This is a genomic window from Arthrobacter sp. Marseille-P9274, assembly GCF_946892675.1.
Taxonomy (GTDB): domain Bacteria; phylum Actinomycetota; class Actinomycetes; order Actinomycetales; family Micrococcaceae; genus Crystallibacter.
On record NZ_CAMPOV010000001.1, the window covers coordinates 1,057,187 to 1,075,549 of the forward strand.

20 protein-coding genes are annotated in these 18,363 nt (G+C 67.6%); 15 read left to right on the plus strand and 5 right to left on the minus strand.

Going from position 1 to position 18,363, the window contains the following annotated elements; all coding sequences use genetic code 11:
• The first annotated feature begins 141 nt into the window (after positions 1-141).
• Positions 142-1,692 (plus strand): GTPase HflX, encoded by a 1,551-nt coding sequence (gene hflX, locus OC550_RS04805; RefSeq protein WP_262104150.1) that lies wholly within the window; start codon positions 142-144, stop codon positions 1,690-1,692.
• A gap of 46 nt (positions 1,693-1,738) precedes the next feature.
• Complete coding sequence (locus OC550_RS04810; protein WP_306556929.1) at positions 1,739-3,694, plus strand: ATP-dependent DNA helicase; 1,956 nt, start codon at positions 1,739-1,741, stop codon at positions 3,692-3,694.
• A gap of 18 nt (positions 3,695-3,712) precedes the next feature.
• Here OC550_RS04810 and lexA read toward each other — a convergent pair whose 3' ends face one another.
• Complete coding sequence (gene lexA, locus OC550_RS04815; RefSeq protein WP_262104152.1) at positions 3,713-4,474, minus strand: transcriptional repressor LexA; 762 nt, start codon at positions 4,472-4,474, stop codon at positions 3,713-3,715.
• A gap of 254 nt (positions 4,475-4,728) precedes the next feature.
• Here lexA and OC550_RS04820 point away from each other — a divergent pair, with 254 nt between their 5' ends.
• From OC550_RS04820 to OC550_RS04850, 7 genes are all read left to right on the plus strand, one after another.
• On the plus strand, positions 4,729-5,094 hold the full coding sequence (locus tag OC550_RS04820) for a LysM peptidoglycan-binding domain-containing protein (protein ID WP_262104153.1): 366 nt from the start codon (positions 4,729-4,731) through the stop codon (positions 5,092-5,094).
• Positions 5,095-5,164: 70 nt separating this feature from the next.
• Positions 5,165-6,259, plus strand: coding sequence for a histidinol-phosphate transaminase (locus tag OC550_RS04825; RefSeq protein ID WP_262104154.1), 1,095 nt, complete (start codon positions 5,165-5,167; stop codon positions 6,257-6,259).
• 74 nt (positions 6,260-6,333) lie between these two features.
• Positions 6,334-6,954 (plus strand): imidazoleglycerol-phosphate dehydratase HisB, encoded by a 621-nt coding sequence (hisB, locus tag OC550_RS04830; RefSeq protein ID WP_262104155.1) that lies wholly within the window; start codon positions 6,334-6,336, stop codon positions 6,952-6,954.
• A 2-nt stretch (positions 6,955-6,956) separates the two neighbouring features.
• On the plus strand, positions 6,957-7,592 hold the full coding sequence (gene hisH, locus OC550_RS04835) for an imidazole glycerol phosphate synthase subunit HisH (protein WP_262104156.1): 636 nt from the start codon (positions 6,957-6,959) through the stop codon (positions 7,590-7,592).
• 24 nt (positions 7,593-7,616) lie between these two features.
• On the plus strand, positions 7,617-7,760 hold the full coding sequence (locus OC550_RS04840; protein WP_262106348.1) for a hypothetical protein: 144 nt from the start codon (positions 7,617-7,619) through the stop codon (positions 7,758-7,760).
• A gap of 34 nt (positions 7,761-7,794) precedes the next feature.
• Entirely contained in the window at positions 7,795-8,538 is a 744-nt protein-coding gene (gene priA / locus OC550_RS04845; RefSeq protein ID WP_262104157.1) for a bifunctional 1-(5-phosphoribosyl)-5-((5-phosphoribosylamino)methylideneamino)imidazole-4-carboxamide isomerase/phosphoribosylanthranilate isomerase PriA, read from the plus strand.
• Positions 8,539-8,541: 3 nt separating this feature from the next.
• Positions 8,542-9,420: an SseB family protein gene (locus tag OC550_RS04850; protein ID WP_262104158.1), complete on the plus strand. Its 879-nt coding sequence runs from the start codon at positions 8,542-8,544 to the stop codon at positions 9,418-9,420.
• A gap of 141 nt (positions 9,421-9,561) precedes the next feature.
• Here the strand turns inward: OC550_RS04850 and OC550_RS04855 are convergent, their stop codons facing one another.
• A complete protein-coding gene (locus OC550_RS04855; protein WP_262104159.1) occupies positions 9,562-9,978 on the minus strand; it encodes a DUF1844 domain-containing protein in 417 nt (138 codons plus the stop codon).
• Positions 9,979-10,237: 259 nt separating this feature from the next.
• Between OC550_RS04855 and infC the strand changes: the two genes are divergently transcribed.
• From infC to OC550_RS04875, 4 genes are all read left to right on the plus strand, one after another.
• Positions 10,238-11,461, plus strand: coding sequence for a translation initiation factor IF-3 (gene infC / locus OC550_RS04860; RefSeq protein ID WP_262104160.1), 1,224 nt, complete (start codon positions 10,238-10,240; stop codon positions 11,459-11,461).
• A gap of 136 nt (positions 11,462-11,597) precedes the next feature.
• Positions 11,598-11,792 (plus strand): 50S ribosomal protein L35, encoded by a 195-nt coding sequence (gene rpmI, locus OC550_RS04865; protein ID WP_262104161.1) that lies wholly within the window; start codon positions 11,598-11,600, stop codon positions 11,790-11,792.
• Between the two features lie 109 nt (positions 11,793-11,901).
• Positions 11,902-12,567, plus strand: coding sequence for a 50S ribosomal protein L20 (gene rplT, locus OC550_RS04870; RefSeq protein WP_262104162.1), 666 nt, complete (start codon positions 11,902-11,904; stop codon positions 12,565-12,567).
• Positions 12,568-12,612: 45 nt separating this feature from the next.
• Entirely contained in the window at positions 12,613-13,527 is a 915-nt protein-coding gene (locus OC550_RS04875; RefSeq protein WP_262104163.1) for an RNA methyltransferase, read from the plus strand.
• A gap of 99 nt (positions 13,528-13,626) precedes the next feature.
• Here the strand turns inward: OC550_RS04875 and OC550_RS04880 are convergent, their stop codons facing one another.
• A complete protein-coding gene (locus OC550_RS04880; protein WP_262104164.1) occupies positions 13,627-14,886 on the minus strand; it encodes an MFS transporter in 1,260 nt (419 codons plus the stop codon).
• Positions 14,887-15,034: 148 nt separating this feature from the next.
• On the opposite strand from OC550_RS04880, the gene OC550_RS04885 reads away from it, so the two are divergent.
• Positions 15,035-15,481, plus strand: a complete 447-nt coding sequence (locus OC550_RS04885; protein ID WP_262104165.1) for a (deoxy)nucleoside triphosphate pyrophosphohydrolase — start codon at positions 15,035-15,037, stop codon at positions 15,479-15,481.
• A 41-nt stretch (positions 15,482-15,522) separates the two neighbouring features.
• Here the strand turns inward: OC550_RS04885 and OC550_RS04890 are convergent, their stop codons facing one another.
• Together OC550_RS04890 and OC550_RS04895 are read right to left on the minus strand one after the other, a co-directional pair.
• Positions 15,523-16,584: an Rv2578c family radical SAM protein gene (locus OC550_RS04890; protein WP_262104166.1), complete on the minus strand. Its 1,062-nt coding sequence runs from the start codon at positions 16,582-16,584 to the stop codon at positions 15,523-15,525.
• 31 nt (positions 16,585-16,615) lie between these two features.
• Positions 16,616-17,134, minus strand: coding sequence for a hypothetical protein (locus OC550_RS04895; protein ID WP_262104167.1), 519 nt, complete (start codon positions 17,132-17,134; stop codon positions 16,616-16,618).
• 147 nt (positions 17,135-17,281) lie between these two features.
• Between OC550_RS04895 and pheS the strand changes: the two genes are divergently transcribed.
• The gene (pheS, locus tag OC550_RS04900) at positions 17,282-18,361 is read left to right on the plus strand and encodes a phenylalanine--tRNA ligase subunit alpha (protein WP_262104168.1); all 1,080 of its coding nucleotides are present in this window, start codon (positions 17,282-17,284) and stop codon (positions 18,359-18,361) included.
• Positions 18,362-18,363 lie beyond the last annotated feature (2 nt).

An 18,363-nucleotide genomic window follows, 5' to 3' on the forward strand; every position in this document is an offset into this window, starting at 1 on the left:
TGCATGGCCCCGGATCAGCGCACCAGGGACCGCCTTCCCCGTCAGGAGACTCCCATGACCCGACAACAACCACAGCAGGCAAACCACCCCCGCGCAGCAGCGGAGGACTACCATAGATCTACAGACCTTCCGAAGGAGAGCATGACCAACAGCAGCGCCGGCCAGCCGGCAGAGGAACCGGAACTGACCCCGGAGGAGATCCAGGCCGTCATCGACCGGATTCTGGCCAAGGATTCCGCAGCCCGCACCAAGACCGGCAGCGGTTTCCGGGGCAAGGCACAGGCCATCTCCGCGCTGGACGAAGAGCATTCGGAGTTCGACGGCGAGCAGCAGGACCTTCAGGAGCGGCGCGCCTTGCGGCGCGTGGCCGGGCTGTCGACGGAACTGGAAGACGTCACCGAGGTCGAGTACCGCCAGCTCCGACTGGAGCGGGTCGTGCTGGCCGGCTTGTGGACCGAGGGGACGGCGGCAGACGCGGACAATTCCCTGCGTGAACTGGCCGCACTGGCCGAGACCGCGGGGTCGGAAGTCCTCGACGGCGTCGTCCAGCGCCGCCTCAAGCCGGACCCCGGAACGTTCCTGGGATCGGGCAAGGCGCAGGAACTGCGGGACATCGTCATGTCCACCGGCGCTGACACGGTGATTGTCGACGGCGAGCTGTCGCCCTCGCAGCGGCGTGGTCTTGAAGACATCGTCAAGGTCAAGGTCATTGACCGCACCGCCCTGATCCTCGATATCTTCGCGCAGCACGCCAAGAGCCGCGAGGGCAAGGCACAGGTCGAACTCGCCCAGCTGGAATACCTGCTGCCGCGCCTGCGTGGCTGGGGCGAAAGCATGTCCCGCCAGGCCGGCGGCCGCGTCGGCGCGGCCGGCGGCGGAATCGGTTCCCGTGGCCCCGGCGAAACCAAGATCGAGCTGGACCGGCGGCGCATCCGCACGCGCATGGCCAAACTGCGGCGCGAGATCGCCGGAATGAAGCCGGCGCGGGAGACCAAACGGGCCAACCGCAAGCGCAACGCCGTGCCATCGGTCGCGATCGTCGGCTACACCAACGCCGGCAAGTCCTCGCTGCTCAACCGGCTGACCAACGCCGGCGTCCTCGTGGAGAACGCGCTGTTCGCGACCCTCGACCCGACGGTCCGCAAGGCCGAAACCTCGGACGGGCTCGGCTACACGCTGGCGGACACCGTCGGTTTCGTCCGCTCGCTGCCCACGCAACTGGTGGAAGCGTTCCGGTCGACTCTTGAGGAAGCCGCCGACGCGGATTTGATCCTCCACGTGGTGGACGCATCCCATCCCGATCCGGAAGGCCAGATCGCAGCGGTCCGCGAGGTGCTGACGGAAGTGGATGCGCGCAAGATTCCCGAGATCATCGTGCTCAACAAGGCTGACGCAGCTGATCCGTTCGTCATCGAACGGCTTCGCCAGCGGGAACCGCGGCATGTCGTGGTGTCGGCCCGTACCGGGCAGGGCATCCCCGAACTGCTCCAGGCCATCAGCGACGGCATTCCCCGGCCCGCCGTCAAGCTCGACCTCCTGATTCCTTATGACAGGGGCGACGTCGTGAGCCGGCTGCACAGCCCGGACGCGGAGATCCTGTCGATGGACCATGGCGAAGAGGGCACCGAACTCGAAGTCATGGTCAGGGAGGGCCTGGCGGCCGAACTCGAGGCCTTCATCCGGCGTGGCTGAGGGACAGGCGGAGGCCCTGCGCCTGCTCGACGTCGCCGTGCAGGCGATGGGCGGGCAGGACCGCCAGGGCCAGCACGATATGGCCGGCCGGGTCGATGGGGCCTTCCGGCGGCGTGAACATCTCCTGGTCCAGGCGGGCACGGGAACGGGCAAGTCCCTTGCCTACCTGATTCCACTGATCGTGCATGCGCTGGAGAGCGAGAAGCCGGCGATCGTCGCGACGGCTACCCTCGCCCTGCAGTCCCAGATCGTCAAACGGGACCTGCCGCGGCTGCTGGAAGCCATCGCCGATGAGCTTCCGCGACCGATCGATGCCGCGTTGCTCAAGGGCCGGAACAACTACCTGTGCCTGCACAAGGTCGACGGCGGTTTCCCGGCGGACGATGCTCCGGAGGCGCTCTTCGACCTCGCCGATGAGACCGTCCCGCATCCGGCGCCGGCCCCCGGGCCGACCACCGCTCTGGGACAGGAAATCAAGCGGCTGCGGGCCTGGGCCGAGGAGACCGACACGGGGGACCGGGACGAGATTGTCCCTGGGGTCAGCGACCGGGCCTGGCGGCAGGTCTCCGTGAGCGCCATGGAGTGCCTCGGGGCCCAGCGGTGTCCGGTCGCGGCGGAATGCTTCAGTGAGCGCGCACGCATGCACGCGGCAGAGGCCGACGTGGTGATCACCAACCACGCGATGCTGGCCATCAACGCGTTCGAGGGGCTGGCCGTCCTGCCGGACTACGACTTCGTTGTTATTGACGAGGCCCATGAGTTGCAGGATCGCGTGACGGGGGCGGTCTCCGGACAACTCTCGGCCGCCATGATCACCGCCGCCGCCTCCAGTGCCCGCAAGCACACGGCAATCAGCGTCGATGCGCTGAACGCTGCCGCCAAGAGCTTCGAAGCGGCATTCGATTCGGTTCCGTCCGGACTCATGGCGGCCGGATTGCGGCCCGAGCAGGAACTGGCGTTGACCCAGCTGCGGGAGGCGGCTCGAACGGCACTGTCCGACTCCAAGCCCGATGGCTCGGGCGCGGCGGACGGCGGCAGGCAGATGGCAAGGTCACGGCTGGCGGCCATCCTGGAGCTGTGCGACCGGGTAGTGTCCACCGCCCACAGCCGGGAGGTCCTATGGATAACCCGTCCCAGCAGCTTCACAGCGGGCAGCGGTTACGGACCTCCGGACGAGACCCTGCCGCCGATGCTGAACGTGGCGCCGCTGTCGGTGGCTTCCCGGCTTCGCGAGGGGCTTTTCGAGGGCCACACCGTCGTCCTCACGTCCGCGACCCTCGCCATCGGCAACGCCTTCGACGCCGTCGCCGGCTCGCTGGGCCTGCTGGGCGAAGGAGCGCCGAAGTACAGCAGCGCCGATGTCGGGAGCCCGTTCGACTACCCGAAGCAGGGCGTGCTCTATGTGGCCTCCCACCTGCCAAAGCCAGGCCGGGGGACAAGCCCCGAGCAGTTGGACGAGCTCGAAGCGTTGCTTCGCGCCTCCAATGGAGGTGCCCTCGGACTGTTCTCGTCGCGGCGGGCCGCCGAGGATGCCGCCGCGGAGATGCGCAAGCGGCTGCCCTTCACGATCCTTTGCCAGGGCGAGTCGTCGATGGCGGCGCTGGTCCGGCAATTCTCGAGCGAACCGAATACCTGCCTGTTCGGGACGATGACGCTGTGGCAGGGGGTCGACGTGCCGGGAGAGGCCTGCCGCCTGGTGGTCATCGACAGGATTCCCTTCCCCCGGCCGGACGATCCGCTCATGACCGCCCGCACGCGGGCAGTGTCGCAGGCGGGCGGGAACGGTTTCATGACCATTTCGGCCACGCACGCCGCGGTACGGCTTGCCCAAGGTGCCGGACGGCTTATCCGTGCCGCGGGGGACCGGGGCATGGTGGCCGTGCTCGATTCGAGACTGGCCAATGCCCGGTATGGGGGCTTCCTCAGGGCGGCGCTGCCGCCGTTCTGGTCGACGAAGGACCGGGCGACGGCGCTCCAGATCCTGCAGCGCCTGGCGGGCTGAGGGCCCGCCGGGCGGCGGCTACAGGGCGCGCATCACCGAAACGACCTTGCCCATGATCGTCGCGCCGTCGCCGAGGATCGGTTCATACTGGGTGTTCTGCGGCAGCAGCCAGGTGTGGCCATCCCGCTGCCGGAAAGTCTTGACGGTAGCCTCGTCGTCCAGCAGCGCGGCGACGATTTCGCCGTTGACGGCGCTCGGCTGCCGGCGGACGACGACCCAGTCTCCGTCGCAGATGGCGGCATCGATCATGGAATCGCCGGAGACCTTGAGCATGAAGAGCTCGCCGTGCCCGACGAGCTGCCGGGGGAGGGGCATGACGTCCTCGACCACTTGGTCCGCCAGGATGGGCCCGCCCGCGGCGATCCTGCCGACCAGCGGAACGATCGCCGTATCGGAAGCCGTGGCCAGTTCCGATACCGACAGGCCGCCGATGCTGCGGAGTTTCTCCGGCTCGGCCATGCCTTCGATCTCCACCGCCCCTTTCTCGAGCGTCAGCGGCGTCAGGACCTCCATGGCCCTCGGCCGCTTGGGATCGCGGCGGATATAGCCGAGCTTCTCCAGCTGCGAGAGCTGATGCGTGACGCTGGAGAGGCTGGCGAGCCCGACGGTGTCACCGATCTCGCGCATCGACGGCGGGTAGCCCTTGGCGCTGATGGAACGCTGGATGCTTTCGAGGATCTTCTTCTGGCGGGGCGTCAGGCTCTTGGGGGACGCGGCCGCGCGCTTGCGTGCGGTTCCCGTGCCGTCGGCACCTGAAGTAGCTGCAATCTTCCTCGACATGAACTGGCCCCGGTTCTCTATCCGGCCACCCCGGGCTAGCCAGGGGTGGCCGGTCCAATGTTGTCAGTGGCAGCTGATGGACTCAGGCATGGCCGCCATTTCTTCAAGCCTAGGGCAGCCCTACTACGATCTCAAACATTTATTCGATCGAGTCTCGACAACATTCGATCACAAGTGCTACAAATGGAAACCGACAGTTCGAATATGCGTTCGAAACCAAGATGCATATGCACGCGGAACGGGAAGGTACCCTCATGTCTGTTCAGCTCGCCCCGCACGTCGCCCCGCAGGCTTTGCCCGGCTCGACGCCCGCGCTGCGGCTCACCCGCCGCGGCCGCCTGGTGCTCATCGGGTTGCCCCTGATGCTTGGCGTCGCAGTCCTGCTGACCCTGATCGGCTTCTTTACGGCGCCGGCCCTGGCCAGCTCGGGGCCTGACCTTGGCCCCGGCCGCACCGTGTCGGTCGCCGTCGCGCCCGGCCAGACGCTGTGGGATGTGGCCGTGCTGGCAGCGCCGGACCGCCACCCGCACGATGTCATTGCCGAGATCCAGCAGCTGAACAATCTGCCGAATTCCGTCGTTCGTGCCGGACAGCGGCTGTTCGTCCCGCTGGGGGACTAGCAGCTGTAATAAGAGCCGCTCCGGCAGGCCCGATTCCTGCCCCGGGCCCGCCGGAGCCTAAGCTGGTCAGGTGAACGACCAGCTGGATCTACTCAACCGACTGCCCCTGCGCAACAACCTGCGCGGGCTGACACCGTACGGAGCTCCGCAACTCGACGTACCCGTGCTTCTCAACGTCAACGAAAATACGCACGGGCTGCCTCAGGAGGTTGCCGACGCGATTGCGGCGCGCGTCCAGTCGGCGGTGGGGGGCCTGAACCGCTACCCGGACCGCGAATTCACGGAGCTGCGGGAGGCGCTGGCCAACTACCTCGGTCACGGGCTCTCCGCCGGGAACATGTGGGCAGCGAACGGGTCCAACGAGGTACTGCAGCAGATACTGCAGGCCTTCGGCGGCCCGGGGCGCCGGCTGCTGAGTTTTCCGCCCACCTACTCGATGTATCCCCTCCTTGCCAGCGGCACGGACACGGAGTACGTGACCGTCCGCCGCGACGCGGACTTCGGCCTGACCGCCGACCAAGCTGCCAAGGCGGTCCGTGATACCGCAGCCAACATTGTCGTCCTGTGTTCACCGAACAATCCGACCGGGACCGCGCTCGGGCTCGATGTCGTCGAAGCTGTCTACGAAGCCGGCGAAGCGAGCCAGGCGATCGTCATCGTCGATGAAGCGTATGCAGAATTTGCCCATGTCGGGACGGACAGTGCCCTGACGCTCCTGCCGGGCAGGGAGCGGCTGATCGTTTCGCGGACCATGAGCAAGGCCTTCGCCCTCGCCGGCGCCCGCGTCGGCTATCTTGCCGCAGCTCCCCAGATTGCGGACGCCCTCCGGCTGGTCCGGCTCCCTTACCACCTCTCGGCCGTCACGCAGGCGACCGCGTTGGCGGCGCTCGATCATGCCGGCGCGCTGCTCGCCAATGTCGAAGAGATCAAGAGCCAGCGGGACCGGATCGTTAGCGAGTTGACGTCGCTGGGGCTGCAGCCCGCGCCGTCGGACTCGAACTTCGTCTTCTTCGGCGGGTTGAAGGACCCGCACAGGGTCTGGCAGGGGCTGCTGGATGCCGGCGTGCTGATCCGCGACGTCGGGATCGCCGGGCACCTGCGCGTCACCGCCGGCACCGAGGCCGAGACCACCGCATTCCTCGACCGGCTGCGGGAACTGCTCTGAGCGGAGTCTTCTAGACTGATAAGTGCGGGTTCCGTGCGGACCCGCAATGACCCCTCTTGCCACAAAGGAATTCCATGACCGCGGATATCGCCACCACTGCACGCACAGCACGCCTCGAACGCACCACCAGCGAGTCGTCGGTGCTGGTTGAGCTGAACCTGGACGGCACCGGGCAGTCCGATATCAGCACCACCGTGCCGTTCTACGACCATATGCTCACGGCCCTCTCGAAGCACTCGCTGATCGACCTGACAGTGAAGGCCTCGGGGGACACGCACATCGACGCCCATCACACGGTCGAGGACGTCGCCATCACGCTTGGGGAAGTCCTGAAGAACGCGCTTGGCAATAAGGCCGGGATCCGCCGTTTCGGCGAAGCCACCGTCCCGCTGGACGAGGCTATCGCCCATGCCGTGGTCGACATCTCGGGCAGGCCTTACCTCGTCCACGACGGTGAACCGGCCGGCCAGGAATACCACCTGATCGGCGGCCACTTCACCGGTTCCCTGACCCGCCACGTCTTCGAGGCAATCACGCTGCACGCGCAGATCTGCCTGCACATGCGGGTGCTCGGCGGCCGGGACCCGCACCACATTGTGGAGGCCCAGTTCAAGGCCTTCGCCCGCGCCTTGCGCGCCGCCGTGGAGCCGGATCCGCGCGTCGAGGGCATTCCGTCGACCAAGGGAGCGCTCTGATTATGGCGCCCAAGGTGACCGTTCTGGACTACGGGTCGGGCAACATCCGGTCGGCAGTCCGGGCGCTGGAGCACGTCGGCGCCGAGGTGACGCTCAGCCACGATTCGCGGGCAGTCCTCGAGGCCGACGGCCTGGTTGTGCCCGGCGTCGGGGCCTTTGCGACCGTCATGGAAGGACTCAAGTCCGTCGACGCCATCCGCTGGATCGGCAGGCGCGTCGCAGGCAGCCGCCCGGTCCTGGGGATCTGCGTCGGACTGCAGGTGATGTTCGAGGCCGGCGTCGAGCACGGCGTGAGGACTGAAGGCATCGGTGAATGGCCGGGCACCGTCGAGCGCCTGGCCGCCGAGGTCGTCCCGCACATGGGGTGGAACACCGTTCGGCCCCCGGAAGGCAGCCAGTTGTTTGCCGGGATCGAAGACGAGCGGTTCTACTTCGTGCATTCCTACGGCGTCCAGCACTGGAACTTCGACGTGAACCAGCCGGCCATGACTCCTCCCATGGTCACGTGGTCCGATCACGGCGGTCCCTTCATTGCCGCCGTCGAGAACGGTCCGCTGAGCGCAACGCAGTTCCACCCCGAGAAGTCCGGGGACGCGGGCGCCGCCATGCTGCAAAACTGGCTTCGGACCCTGGGCTGACCCGGTATGTGGAGTGTTGTCCTGATGGGTCTGGCCGGCCTCCTCGCCGGAGGCGCCATTGCCTTCCGCGGCCAGCAGGCGCCGAAATGGCTGATTATCAGTTTCTGGTTCCTGGCGGCCATGGCCCTCGTGGCCGCCTACCTGCTTACTCTCGGCCCGGCCGAGTAATTCCTTCGACTAGTTCAGAAAGCGGATTCCCCCTATGACGACGCAAGATGCCCCGATCCTCGAACTGCTGCCCGCCGTGGACGTCGCCGACGGCCAGGCGGTCCGGCTTGTGCAGGGCGAGGCCGGCAGCGAGACAAGCTACGGTGATCCGCTGGACGCGGCCCTGGCCTGGCAGAACGACGGCGCCGAGTGGGTCCATCTGGTGGACCTTGACGCGGCTTTCGGGCGGGGCTCCAATATCGACCTGCTGCAGCGCGTGGTGCGGGAACTGAACATCAAGGTTGAGCTGTCCGGCGGCATCCGTGACGATGCATCGCTGGACCGTGCGCTGGAACTGGGCGCTGCCCGCGTCAACCTCGGGACCGCGGCGCTGGAGAACCCTGAGTGGACGGCCAAGGCGATTGAACGCTACGGCGACGCTATCGCCGTCGGACTCGATGTCCGAGGCACCACCCTGGCGGCCCGCGGCTGGACCAAGGAGGGCGGCGACCTCTGGGACGTTTTGGCCCGTCTGGAAGACGCCGGCTGCGCGCGCTACGTCGTCACTGACGTGACCAAGGACGGCACGCTCCAGGGTCCCAACCTTGACCTGCTCAAGGAGGTCGCCTCCCGCACGGCCAAGCCGGTGGTTGCCTCCGGCGGCATCTCCAGCCTCGATGACCTCGCGGCCCTGCGCACCCTGGTGCCGCACGGCGTCGAGGGAGCGATTGTCGGTAAGGCGCTGTACGCCGGGAAGTTCACGCTGCCCCAGGCACTCGATACCGCCGGCCGCCGCTGAGCCTTGGCAGACAAGAGGGAACTGCCGGGCCACATCGCGGCCGCACTGGCCGGTGCCGGCGGCGCGACGGACTCGGCGGGCAGGCCGTGGAGCGGCCGCGACCTGAGCGGGCCGGGCAACCCGCTGCACAATTTCAACGACGACGACGGCGGCGCCGACCAGGGCTACCTGAAGGCCATCGCGGCGCTGGCCGACGGCACCGGGGGAGAGTCCCAGGTGCTGCAGGCTCTGGCATCGGCCCGCGTCTTCGTTCCGATTGTGGCGCAGCTCGGTGAGGAAGCGGCCGGAGCCAACGAACTCGCCGCCGACAAGCAGGCGGACATGGCTCTGGTAACGCTGCAGGCGCCCGACGGGCGCCGGGCGCTGCCGGTGTTCACCTCCACATCCGCCCTGGAGGCCTGGCACGCCGATGCCAGGCCCGTGGCCGTCTATGCCGCCCGGGCGGCCTTGTCGGCCGTGGCGGAAAGCGCCCAACTGCTGGTCGTGGACCCCGGCTCCGAGGTGACCTTCGTTGTGCGCCGCCCGGGCGTCTGGGCGCTGGCCCAGCAGCACGAGTGGGTGCCCTCCTATGCCGATCCTTCGCTGGCGGACGTCGTCGCCGATGCGGTCGGGAGGGAACCGGACGTTCTGCACACCGCTCTGGCGCCCGGCAGCGGCATCGCCTCCAGGACGGCCTCGGGGCGCGTTCTTGCCGGCGGCGGGCCGGGACCGGAGCTGCGGTTGGTCCTGGCTGTCAAGGACGGTCTAAGCCAGGCGGAGCTGCAGGGACTGGCCGAGCGGCTGCAAGCCCGGTTGGGTGCGTCCAAGGACTTCGCCGAACGGGTGGATTCGCTGGAGATCAGTTTTGTCCGGGACGCGGCCGGCGGGCACGCAAAGAGCTAGGCTGCTGCCGGCGTGCAAGGGCCCAGGCACGCCAGGCCGGGCATCCCGGTCCGGAAGGGCTGGGCATGCCGGGCCGACCGCGGGCAGCGAAAAGGCGCCGGGTCTGTGCCACGGCGCCTCTTCGCGAAAGCTGTTGCCTTGTCAGTTGACCGGCCCGGTGAACTTCTCGCCCGGACCCTGGCCCGGAGCGTCGGGGAGCACCGATGCTTCACGGAAGGCCAGCTGCAGGGAACGCAGCCCGTCGCGCAACGGGCCGGCATGCTGGCTGCCGATCTCCGGTGCCGCGGCGGTGACGAACCCGGCCAAGGCGGTGATCAGCTTGCGGGCTTCGTCAAGGTCCTTCAGCTGCTCGGCATCCTCGCCGGCTGCCAGCCCGCACTTGACTGCCGCGGCGCTCATCAGGTGGACAGCCGCCGTCGTAATGACTTCCACTGCAGGTACTTCCGCGATGTCCCGCATCTGCGCAAGGACTTCCTGGTCCTGGCCGGCATTTTCCGGGCCGTCAAACGAATGGCGGTGGCCGGCATCGGGGGCAGGGTTGTTATCTGGGGTGCTCATACTGGTAAGCTTGTCACAGACCAATTGATTCCTGTTATTTTCGTGCCCGAGGGCACACCGGGATTCCGGAAGGAATAACGGATCAATCTGCAAGCGGATTCGTCTCCCACCTGTCGGCATGGATTATCCACAGCTGCCGGGTTCCGGTCGGCATACAGTCCCCGCTGGGGAAGCTGATGCGCGCAGTCCCTTTTGGGGCGGCGCCGAACGCCGGCATCCGAGGCCTCCGATTGCGCACGCAATAGGGGGCCTTCTCCTGTTGCGGGGCGGTCACCGTGACCACAACAATCAGGAGCCACACATTAGCGAGCCACGAATCAATGATCGGATCCGCGTCCCCGAGGTGCGGTTGGTAGGTCCTGCCGGCGAACAGGTGGGGATCGTCCGCATCGAGGACGCCCTGCGTCTGGCCGCCGAATCGGACCTGGATCTTGTTGAGGTAGCACCGCAGGCCAAGCCTCCGGTGTGCAAACTCATGGATTTTGGCAAGTACAAGTACGAAGCAGCAGTCAAGGCCCGTGAAGCCCGCAAGAACCAGACCAACACTGTTCTGAAGGAAATCCGGTTCCGGCTGAAGATCGATAAGCACGACTACGAGACCAAGCGCGGGCACGCCCTCCGCTTCCTCGGCGCGGGCGACAAGGTCAAGGCCATGATCCAGTTCCGCGGGCGTGAACAGCAGCGCCCGGAGATGGGCATTCGTCTGCTGCAGAAGTTTGCGGACGACGTCGCCGAGGTCGGCATTGTTGAGTCCAGCCCCCGCATCGACGGCCGCAACATGGTCATGGTGATCGGCCCGACCAAGAACAAGGCGGAAGCCAAGGCCGAAGCCCGCCGTGCCACGCAGAAGGCAGAGGCCAAGGCAGCCAACGCCGCCAAGAATGAGCGCGTCGACGTTTCCTCCGACCAGGCGCCGATGACGCAGAGCCTGGGCGACTTGTTGCCGGAAGGACTGACCACGAGCGCGGCCGAACCGGCGGAAGCGCCGTCCGCTGCCGAGGCTGCACCCGCAGCGGCGCCTGAGCCGCAGGTCGAGAAGGCGCCTGAGCCGCAGGTCGAGAAGGCGCCTGAGCCGCAGGTCGAGAAGGCGCCTGAGCCGCAGGTCGAGAAGGCGCCTGAGCCGCAGGCCGAGAAGGCGCCTGAGCCGCAGGTCGAGAAGGCGCCTGAGCCGAAGGCCGAGAAGGCGCCTGAGCCGCAGGTCGAGAAGGCGCCTGAGCCGAAGGCCGAGAAGGCACCTGAGCCGAAGGCCGAGCCCCGGGCGCAGCAGGAGTCGAAGCCGCAGGCATCGGCGCCTAGGCCGCCGGTCCAGCAGGCGCCGAAGCCGCAGACCGAAGCCGCCCCCAAGGCGGCGCCGGCTCCGAAGCCGGCGGCCGCTCCGAAGCCCGCGGCGATGCCGAAGCCGCAGGCACGGCCGAAGCCCATGCCGGGCCCGGCCAAGCCGTCCGCACCCAAACCTTCCGGTCGCGGCAGCTCCAAGAGCTGACGACAGACCGGGTTCATCTGGCAGTCCGGGAGCATTGCGCTCCCGGACTCCGGTAGACATGTCAACCGCGCGTTCCCGCAGGGAGCCGCACGAACCGACGGCTCTGGCCTGAGGATACGTAAGGAGAACGGCAGCTATGCCGAAGCAGAAGACCCACAGTGGCGCCAAGAAGCGCTTTAAGCTCACCGGCAGCGGCAAGCTCAAGCGGCAGCAGGCCAACCGCCGCCACTACCTGGAGCACAAGCCCTCCACGCTCACCCGCCGTCTGGCGAGCGACAAGATTGTTGCACCGGCTGATGTGAAGAACATCAAGAAGATGCTCGGCATCTAACACACCCTTTCCGACCAGGTTCCGGCCGCAGCTGCCGTTGCCAGTCGTTTCAGCATTTTCCGACGCCGGGGCCCAGTTCCCGCCGTCCAACACCTAAAGGAGTACGCACGTGGCACGTGTGAAGCGGGCAGTCAACGCCCATAAGAAGCGCCGGGTAATTCTTGAGCGCGCGTCCGGTTACCGCGGCCAGCGGTCCCGTCTCTACCGCAAGGCCAAGGAACAGCTGCTGCACTCGTTCGTGTACAGCTACGGCGACCGCCGCAAGCGGAAGGGTGACTTCCGCCGCCTCTGGATCCAGCGCATCAACGCTGCTTCCCGCGCCAACGGCCTGACCTACAACCGCCTGATCCAGGGTCTGAAGGCTGCCGAGGTCCAGGTTGACCGCCGCATGCTGGCCGAGCTGGCCGTCTCCGACGCTGCCACCTTCGCCGCGCTGGTCCAGATCGCCAAGGACTCGCTGCCCGCCGACACCTCGGCCCCGGCGGAGCGCAAGGCTGCTCCGGCTGCCAAGGCCGCCCCCGCCGCGAAGGCTGCTCCCGCCGCCGCTCCGGCTGCCGCCGAGGGCGAGCTGTCCGGCGCTGTGAAGGCCGTCGATGGCCAGGATGCTCCCGAGGGCTTCGCCATCAAGGGCAACCAGTCGAACAAGTACCACGTGCCGGGTTCGACTTGGTACGAGCAGACCACTCCGGTCTACTGGTTCAGCACTGTAGAGGCCGCCAAGGCCGCCGGCTACGAGCCCGCCGGCGGCGAAGCCCGCCAGAAGATCGCCGAGTAATTCTGCGAATCAGGCGGCAGCCTGCACTAACGCTATAGTCGCTCTATGAGCATTACCGGGCGCCCACCAGCAGTTATGTCCAACCCCCGAGCAGATCGGGTCAAGGACGTAGCGAAGCTGGCTGGGCGCCCGGCGCGTTTAAAGCGCCAGCAGTTCCTGGCCGAGGGTCCCCAGGCGGTGCGGGAGGCGCTCGTGGCCCACCGCAGTGCCATGGGGGAGCGGCGGCCTCCGGTCGTGTCCGAGGTCTTCGCCACCGAGTCGTGCCTGGAACGCTACCCGGAACTGGGCGACTTGGCAGCGGACGTGGACCTGCGCCTGGCGAACGACGACGTCATCGCGGCCATGTCCGATACCGTCAGTCCGCAGGGCATTCTGGCCGTCTGCCACTATCTGGACCGGCCCCTGGAGGAGGTGCTGGCGGCCGGACCCGAGCTGCTTGCAGTCATGGTTCGGGTCCAGGACCCGGGCAACGCGGGGACGGTGCTTCGCGCGGCCGATTCGGCGGGCACGGACGCTGTCATCCTGATCGGCGGGAGTGTGGATATCTACAACCCGAAGGCGGTCCGGTCGACCGCCGGCTCCCTCTTCCACCTGCCCGTCGTCATCGGAGCCGACTTCGATTCGCTCGTGGACCAGCTGAGGGAGCAGCACGTGGCCGTGCTGGCGGCAGACGGCTACGGTGACATCGACCTGGACCGGCTGCAGGATGAGAGCGCCCTACGCCGGGGCGGCGGGGGACCAGCGGCTACGGGCCGCGAGGGAGCCGCGGGCCCGGCGTTGGAAGGCGAGACGGCCTGGTTATTCGGCAATGAGGCCCAGGGCCTCTCCGAAGCGGAGCTGGCCGCCGCAGACTACCGCGTGGCGGTTCCCCTGTACGGCCAGGCCGAGAGCCTGAACGTCGGTACCGCGGCAACAGTCTGCTTGTATGCTTCCGCCCGGGCCCAGCGTGATCGGGTATAGCTTGGCGGACTACGGCGCTTAGCACATGGCGGGAGATCGCCGCCGGATAGACGGTGTGGAGCGGCGGATCCGGGACGCAGTACCGATCGCCGGGGTGCTCTACCTGGAGCCGAGTATCTTCCGGTCCGACAAAGCGGCATCCGTGCCGGGACCGGCCGACGCCTGGGATTTCCGCTCGAGGAGGCCCGAGATAACCGCCACGGCCAGGCCGAGGACAGCCAGGCCCGCCCCGACCAAGGCGGGCGCCTTGTAGCCCCAGCCCGCGGAAATCACGGCCCCGCCGAGGAAGGCACCGAGGGCATTGGCCATGTTCAGCGCAGAGTGGTTCAACGAAGCCGCCAGCGTCTGGGCGTCCGGTGAGGCGTCCATGAGCCTGGTCTGCAGCCCGGGGATCAGGCTGGAACCGGCGACGCCGATCAGGAACACCATAGCCACGGCCAGGACGGCGACATCCGCGACCACCCAGAAGAGGGCGAGCACGCACACGATGGCTGTCATCACCTGGTAGATGCTGCCCATCACCGAGCGCTCGGCCAGCCGTCCGCCTAGGATGTTGCCGGCGACCATGCCGAGTCCGTACAGCCCGACGACGAGCGGCAGCGCAGATTCGGGCAGGCCTGCGACGTCCGTCATGGTCGGACTGATGTAGGAGTAGACGGCAAAGAATCCGCCGAAGCCGACCACACCGATCAGCAGGGCAAGCCACACCTGGATGCGCTTCAACGCCCGCAGCTCGCGGCGCATGCTCGCCTCGGCGTGCGCGGGCCGGAACGGCACGAATCGCTGGACCAGGAGCAGCGTGATGACGCCGATGATCCCGACGGCCACGAACATCAGGCGCCAGCCGTAGTTCTGTCCAAGCCAGGTCACGATGGGAACGCCCACGACATTGGCCACGGCGAGGCCCAGCATGACCGCGGCGACGGCGCGGGGGCGCTTGGACGGGGCGACCAGGGAGGCCGCAATGACGGCGGCAACCCCAAAGTAGGCGCCGTGCGGCAGGCCCGACATGAACCTGGTCACCAGCATGGAGCCGAAGTCCGGGGCGAGGACCGAGGACAGGTTTCCGACCGTAAAGAGCGCCATCAGCCCCAGCGCCATGTGCTTGTGGGCAAGCCGCGCACCGAGGGCGGCCAGTACCGGGGCGCCGACGACGACACCCAGGGCGTAGGCGGAAATCAGCTGGCCGCTTTGCGGAATGCTGATCTGCAGGCCCTCCGCCACGTTCTGCAGCAGACCCATGATGGCGAACTCCGTGGTCCCGATGCCGAAGCCGCCGGCCGCGAGGGCGATGATGGCTGCCGCGATGGGGACACGCCCGTAGCTGTGCGCGGGGTCATGGTCGTCTTTGGAAAGCATTTATGGGACTCCGGGTAGGCGAGGCCGGATCGGCCATGAGTCGGGCGGTGCCGTAAACGTAACACTTCGACGCCGTAGTCCGGGGCGCCCTGTAGCGGAGGACACTTTCCGGGCGGTCCGGTGCGGACCTTGGCCGTAGACTCGTGGGGTGGAACCACGACTGAAGCAGATTGTCGGCGCCGCCATCCTGGATTCGCTGGAGAGCCCCACGCGGCTGCTCGCCGCCCGGCGGAGCGCACCCGAGCAATTGGCCGGCATGTGGGAGTTTCCCGGCGGCAAAGTGGAACCCGGGGAGGGCTGCGAAGACGGCCTTCGCCGCGAGATCCGCGAGGAGCTTGGCGTCGACGTGGAGCTCGGGACGGAAGTCGTCGGCCCGCTCGACCAGGGGTGGCCCCTGAACGATGCGGCCGCCATGCGCGTGTGGAACGCGCGGATCGTTGACGGCGAGCCCCGCCCGCTGGAGGATCACGATGAGCTGCGCTGGATACAACTGCGGCCGGAAGAGCTGACGGCGCTGCCTTGGATTCCGGCGGATTTCCCCATCGTCTCGGCCGTATTGGAGGCCGCGCAAACGGCGCACAGCAGCCTGCCCTGAGGGCGGCCGGCCGGCGCTGCCTAGAAGCCGGCCGGCGCTGCCTAGAAGAGGGTGGGTTCATGCACCGGAAGTGCCTCGAAGGAAGCCTCCGCCGTGGGCGGGACCGCCCCGCGTCGGGCCGCCGCCGTCGCTGATACCCGCAGCTGGGCGGCGCCGTCCGTGAGTCCGTGGCGGAGCTTGAATTTCCTGACTTTCCCAGCCAGCCACTGGCGGTAGTCCTTCGAGGCGTAGGAGCCGCCGTTGTACAGGTCGCGGTACCGGCCGACCAAGGACGGATACTCCCGGGCCAGCCATTGGAGGAACCACTCCCGCGCACCCGGCCGCAGATGGAGGGCGCCAGTGGTCACCCCGGAGGCGCCGGCCGCCGCCAGTTGGGAAAAAAGACGGTCCAGATGCTCGTCGCTGTCGGTCAGCCACGGCAGGATCGGCATCGCCATCACGCCGCATTCGAAGCCCGCGTCCGCGACCGCCCGGATGAGGTCCAGCCGGGCTTTCGGCGTCGGTGTGCCGGGTTCCACCTGCTGCTGCAGCCGGGCGTCCGCGAAAGCCAGCGAGACACCGATACCGACGTCCACGCTGGCTGAGGCCTCCTGCAGCAGCGGCAGGTCGCGCTTGAGCAGGGGGCCCTTGGTCAGGATGGAGAAGGATGTGCCGGAGTCAGCGAGGGCCCGAATGATGCCGGGCATGAGCCGGTAACGGCCTTCAGCGCGCATGTAGGGATCCGAATTGGTGCCCAGGGCGACGGGCTCGCCCTTCCAGGACGGGCGGGACAGCTCCCTGCGGAGCACCTCGACGACGTTCGTCTTGACGATGATCTGCGTGTCGAAGTCCCGTCCGGCGTCCAGGTCCAGGTACTCGTGGGTCTTCCGTGCGAAGCAGTACGTGCACTGATGCAGGCAGCCGCGCGTGGGGTTGATGGTCCACTCGAAGGGCATGCCAGACTGGGCCGGAACCCGGCTGAGCGCCGATTTGCAGGCGATCTCGTGGAACGTCACCCCGGCGAATTCGGGTGTCTGCACCGACCGGACCAGCCCCGCCAGCCGGGTCAGGCCTGGCAGGGCGGATGTGTCTTCGGCCACCAATGACTGTCCATCCCAACGCATTTATCTATTCGAACACATATTCGAGTATTGCTCAAGGGCGGTGTTGCCTGCGCCGGAAGGGCAGCGGCGGGCGCTCACGGTAGCCGTCGCCCCGGAAGGGCAGCCGCGGGCGCGCACGGTAACCGCCGTCGGCCCGGAGAGGTCGCAGCGGGCGCTCGCGGTAACCGCCTTCGCGCAATCCCGCCGAACGCTCGAAGGGGTTCCGGGAGGCCGGGTCGCCGGTCCGGAGCAGGGACCACAGCGCCGCCGCCAGGTAAAGGGGCAGGAAGGGCAGCCCGAGGCAGAGGGCGTACTGGGTGCTGTGCCGGGCTTCGTGCCCCAGCAGCACCGGATTATCAGCGAGGCGGGCGGACTCCGGCCGGAACAGGACAACGTTGCCGAGCGTGAAGGCGGCGGCCTTTGGCAGCGGCCACGTGTAGCCGTGGGCGAGGATCAGGCCCCGGGGACCGTCGCGAAGCGAACAGCGGGCCAGCTTGGCCGTTCCGAGCCCAAGCAGGGTTGACAGGTTGATCCAGTTGAGCAGGCGGCGCAGGCGTTCCCCGGCGGTCATAGGTTCATCATAGGTTGCCGCGTTCAGTGGGCGTCGGTGGTGTCCACTAGACTTAGGGGTGCCACGACAGGCCCGATTGCCGGGCCAGCGGCGCCGCATCGGCGCTGTCGCGGCGCTTGTACGCTAACCGAAGGTAAGTACTCACACATGTCTGAAACCACCGTGGGGACCGAGTCCCCCCAGGTTGCCGCCGTGCCGCACCCGCTTGATGAAGCAGCCATCGCCGCCGCCGTAGAGCGCGCACTGGATGCCATGGCGGCTGCGGCCGACCTTGAGGAACTCAAGGCCGTGCGGATTGCCCATACCGGGGAGAAGTCGCCGCTGAGCCTGGCCAACCGGGAGATCGGGAAGCTGGACAAGGCGGAAAAAGCCGCCGCCGGCAAGCTGGTCGGACCCGCACGCGGCCGCCTGAACAAGGCGCTCGCCGTCCGGACCGAGGAACTCGAAGCCGCGCGCGACGCCCAGATCCTCGTGGAGGAAGCCGTCGATGTCACGGCGGCCCCCCGCCGTCGTCGTGCCGGTGCCCGGCACCCGCTGTCCGTTCTGCAGGACCGCGTCAGCGACATCTTCGTGGGGATGGGCTGGGAGATCGCCGAAGGCCCCGAGGTGGAGTCCGAGTGGTTCAACTTCGACGCGCTCAACTTCAAGCCTGACCACCCCGCCCGCGAGATGCAGGACACCTTCTTCGTCGAGCCGCCTGAAGCACACCTGCTGATGCGCACGCACACGTCACCGGTCCAGGTGCGTTCCATGCTGGAACGGGACCTGCCGGTCTACGTGCTGTGCCCGGGCAAGGTCTTCAGGACCGATGAGCTCGACGCCACGCACACGCCCGTGTTCCACCAGTTCGAGGGCTTGGCCATCGACAAGGGCCTGTCCATGGCGGACCTGCGCGGCACACTGGAGCACTTCGCCCGGCAGATGTTCGGCGCCGAAGCGTCCATCCGGCTGCGCCCGAACTTCTTCCCGTTCACGGAGCCTTCCGCCGAACTCGACATCTGGCACCCCGGTGCCAAGGGCGGCCCTCAGTGGATCGAGTGGGGAGGCTGCGGCATGGTGCACCCCAACGTGCTGCGCGCCGCGGGCATCGATCCAGAGGTCTACTCCGGCTTCGCCTTCGGAATGGGCATCGAGCGCACGCTCATGTTCCGCAACGAGGTTGGCGACATGCACGACATGATCGAAGGCGACGTCCGATTCAGCGAACACTTCGGGATGGAGATCTAAGT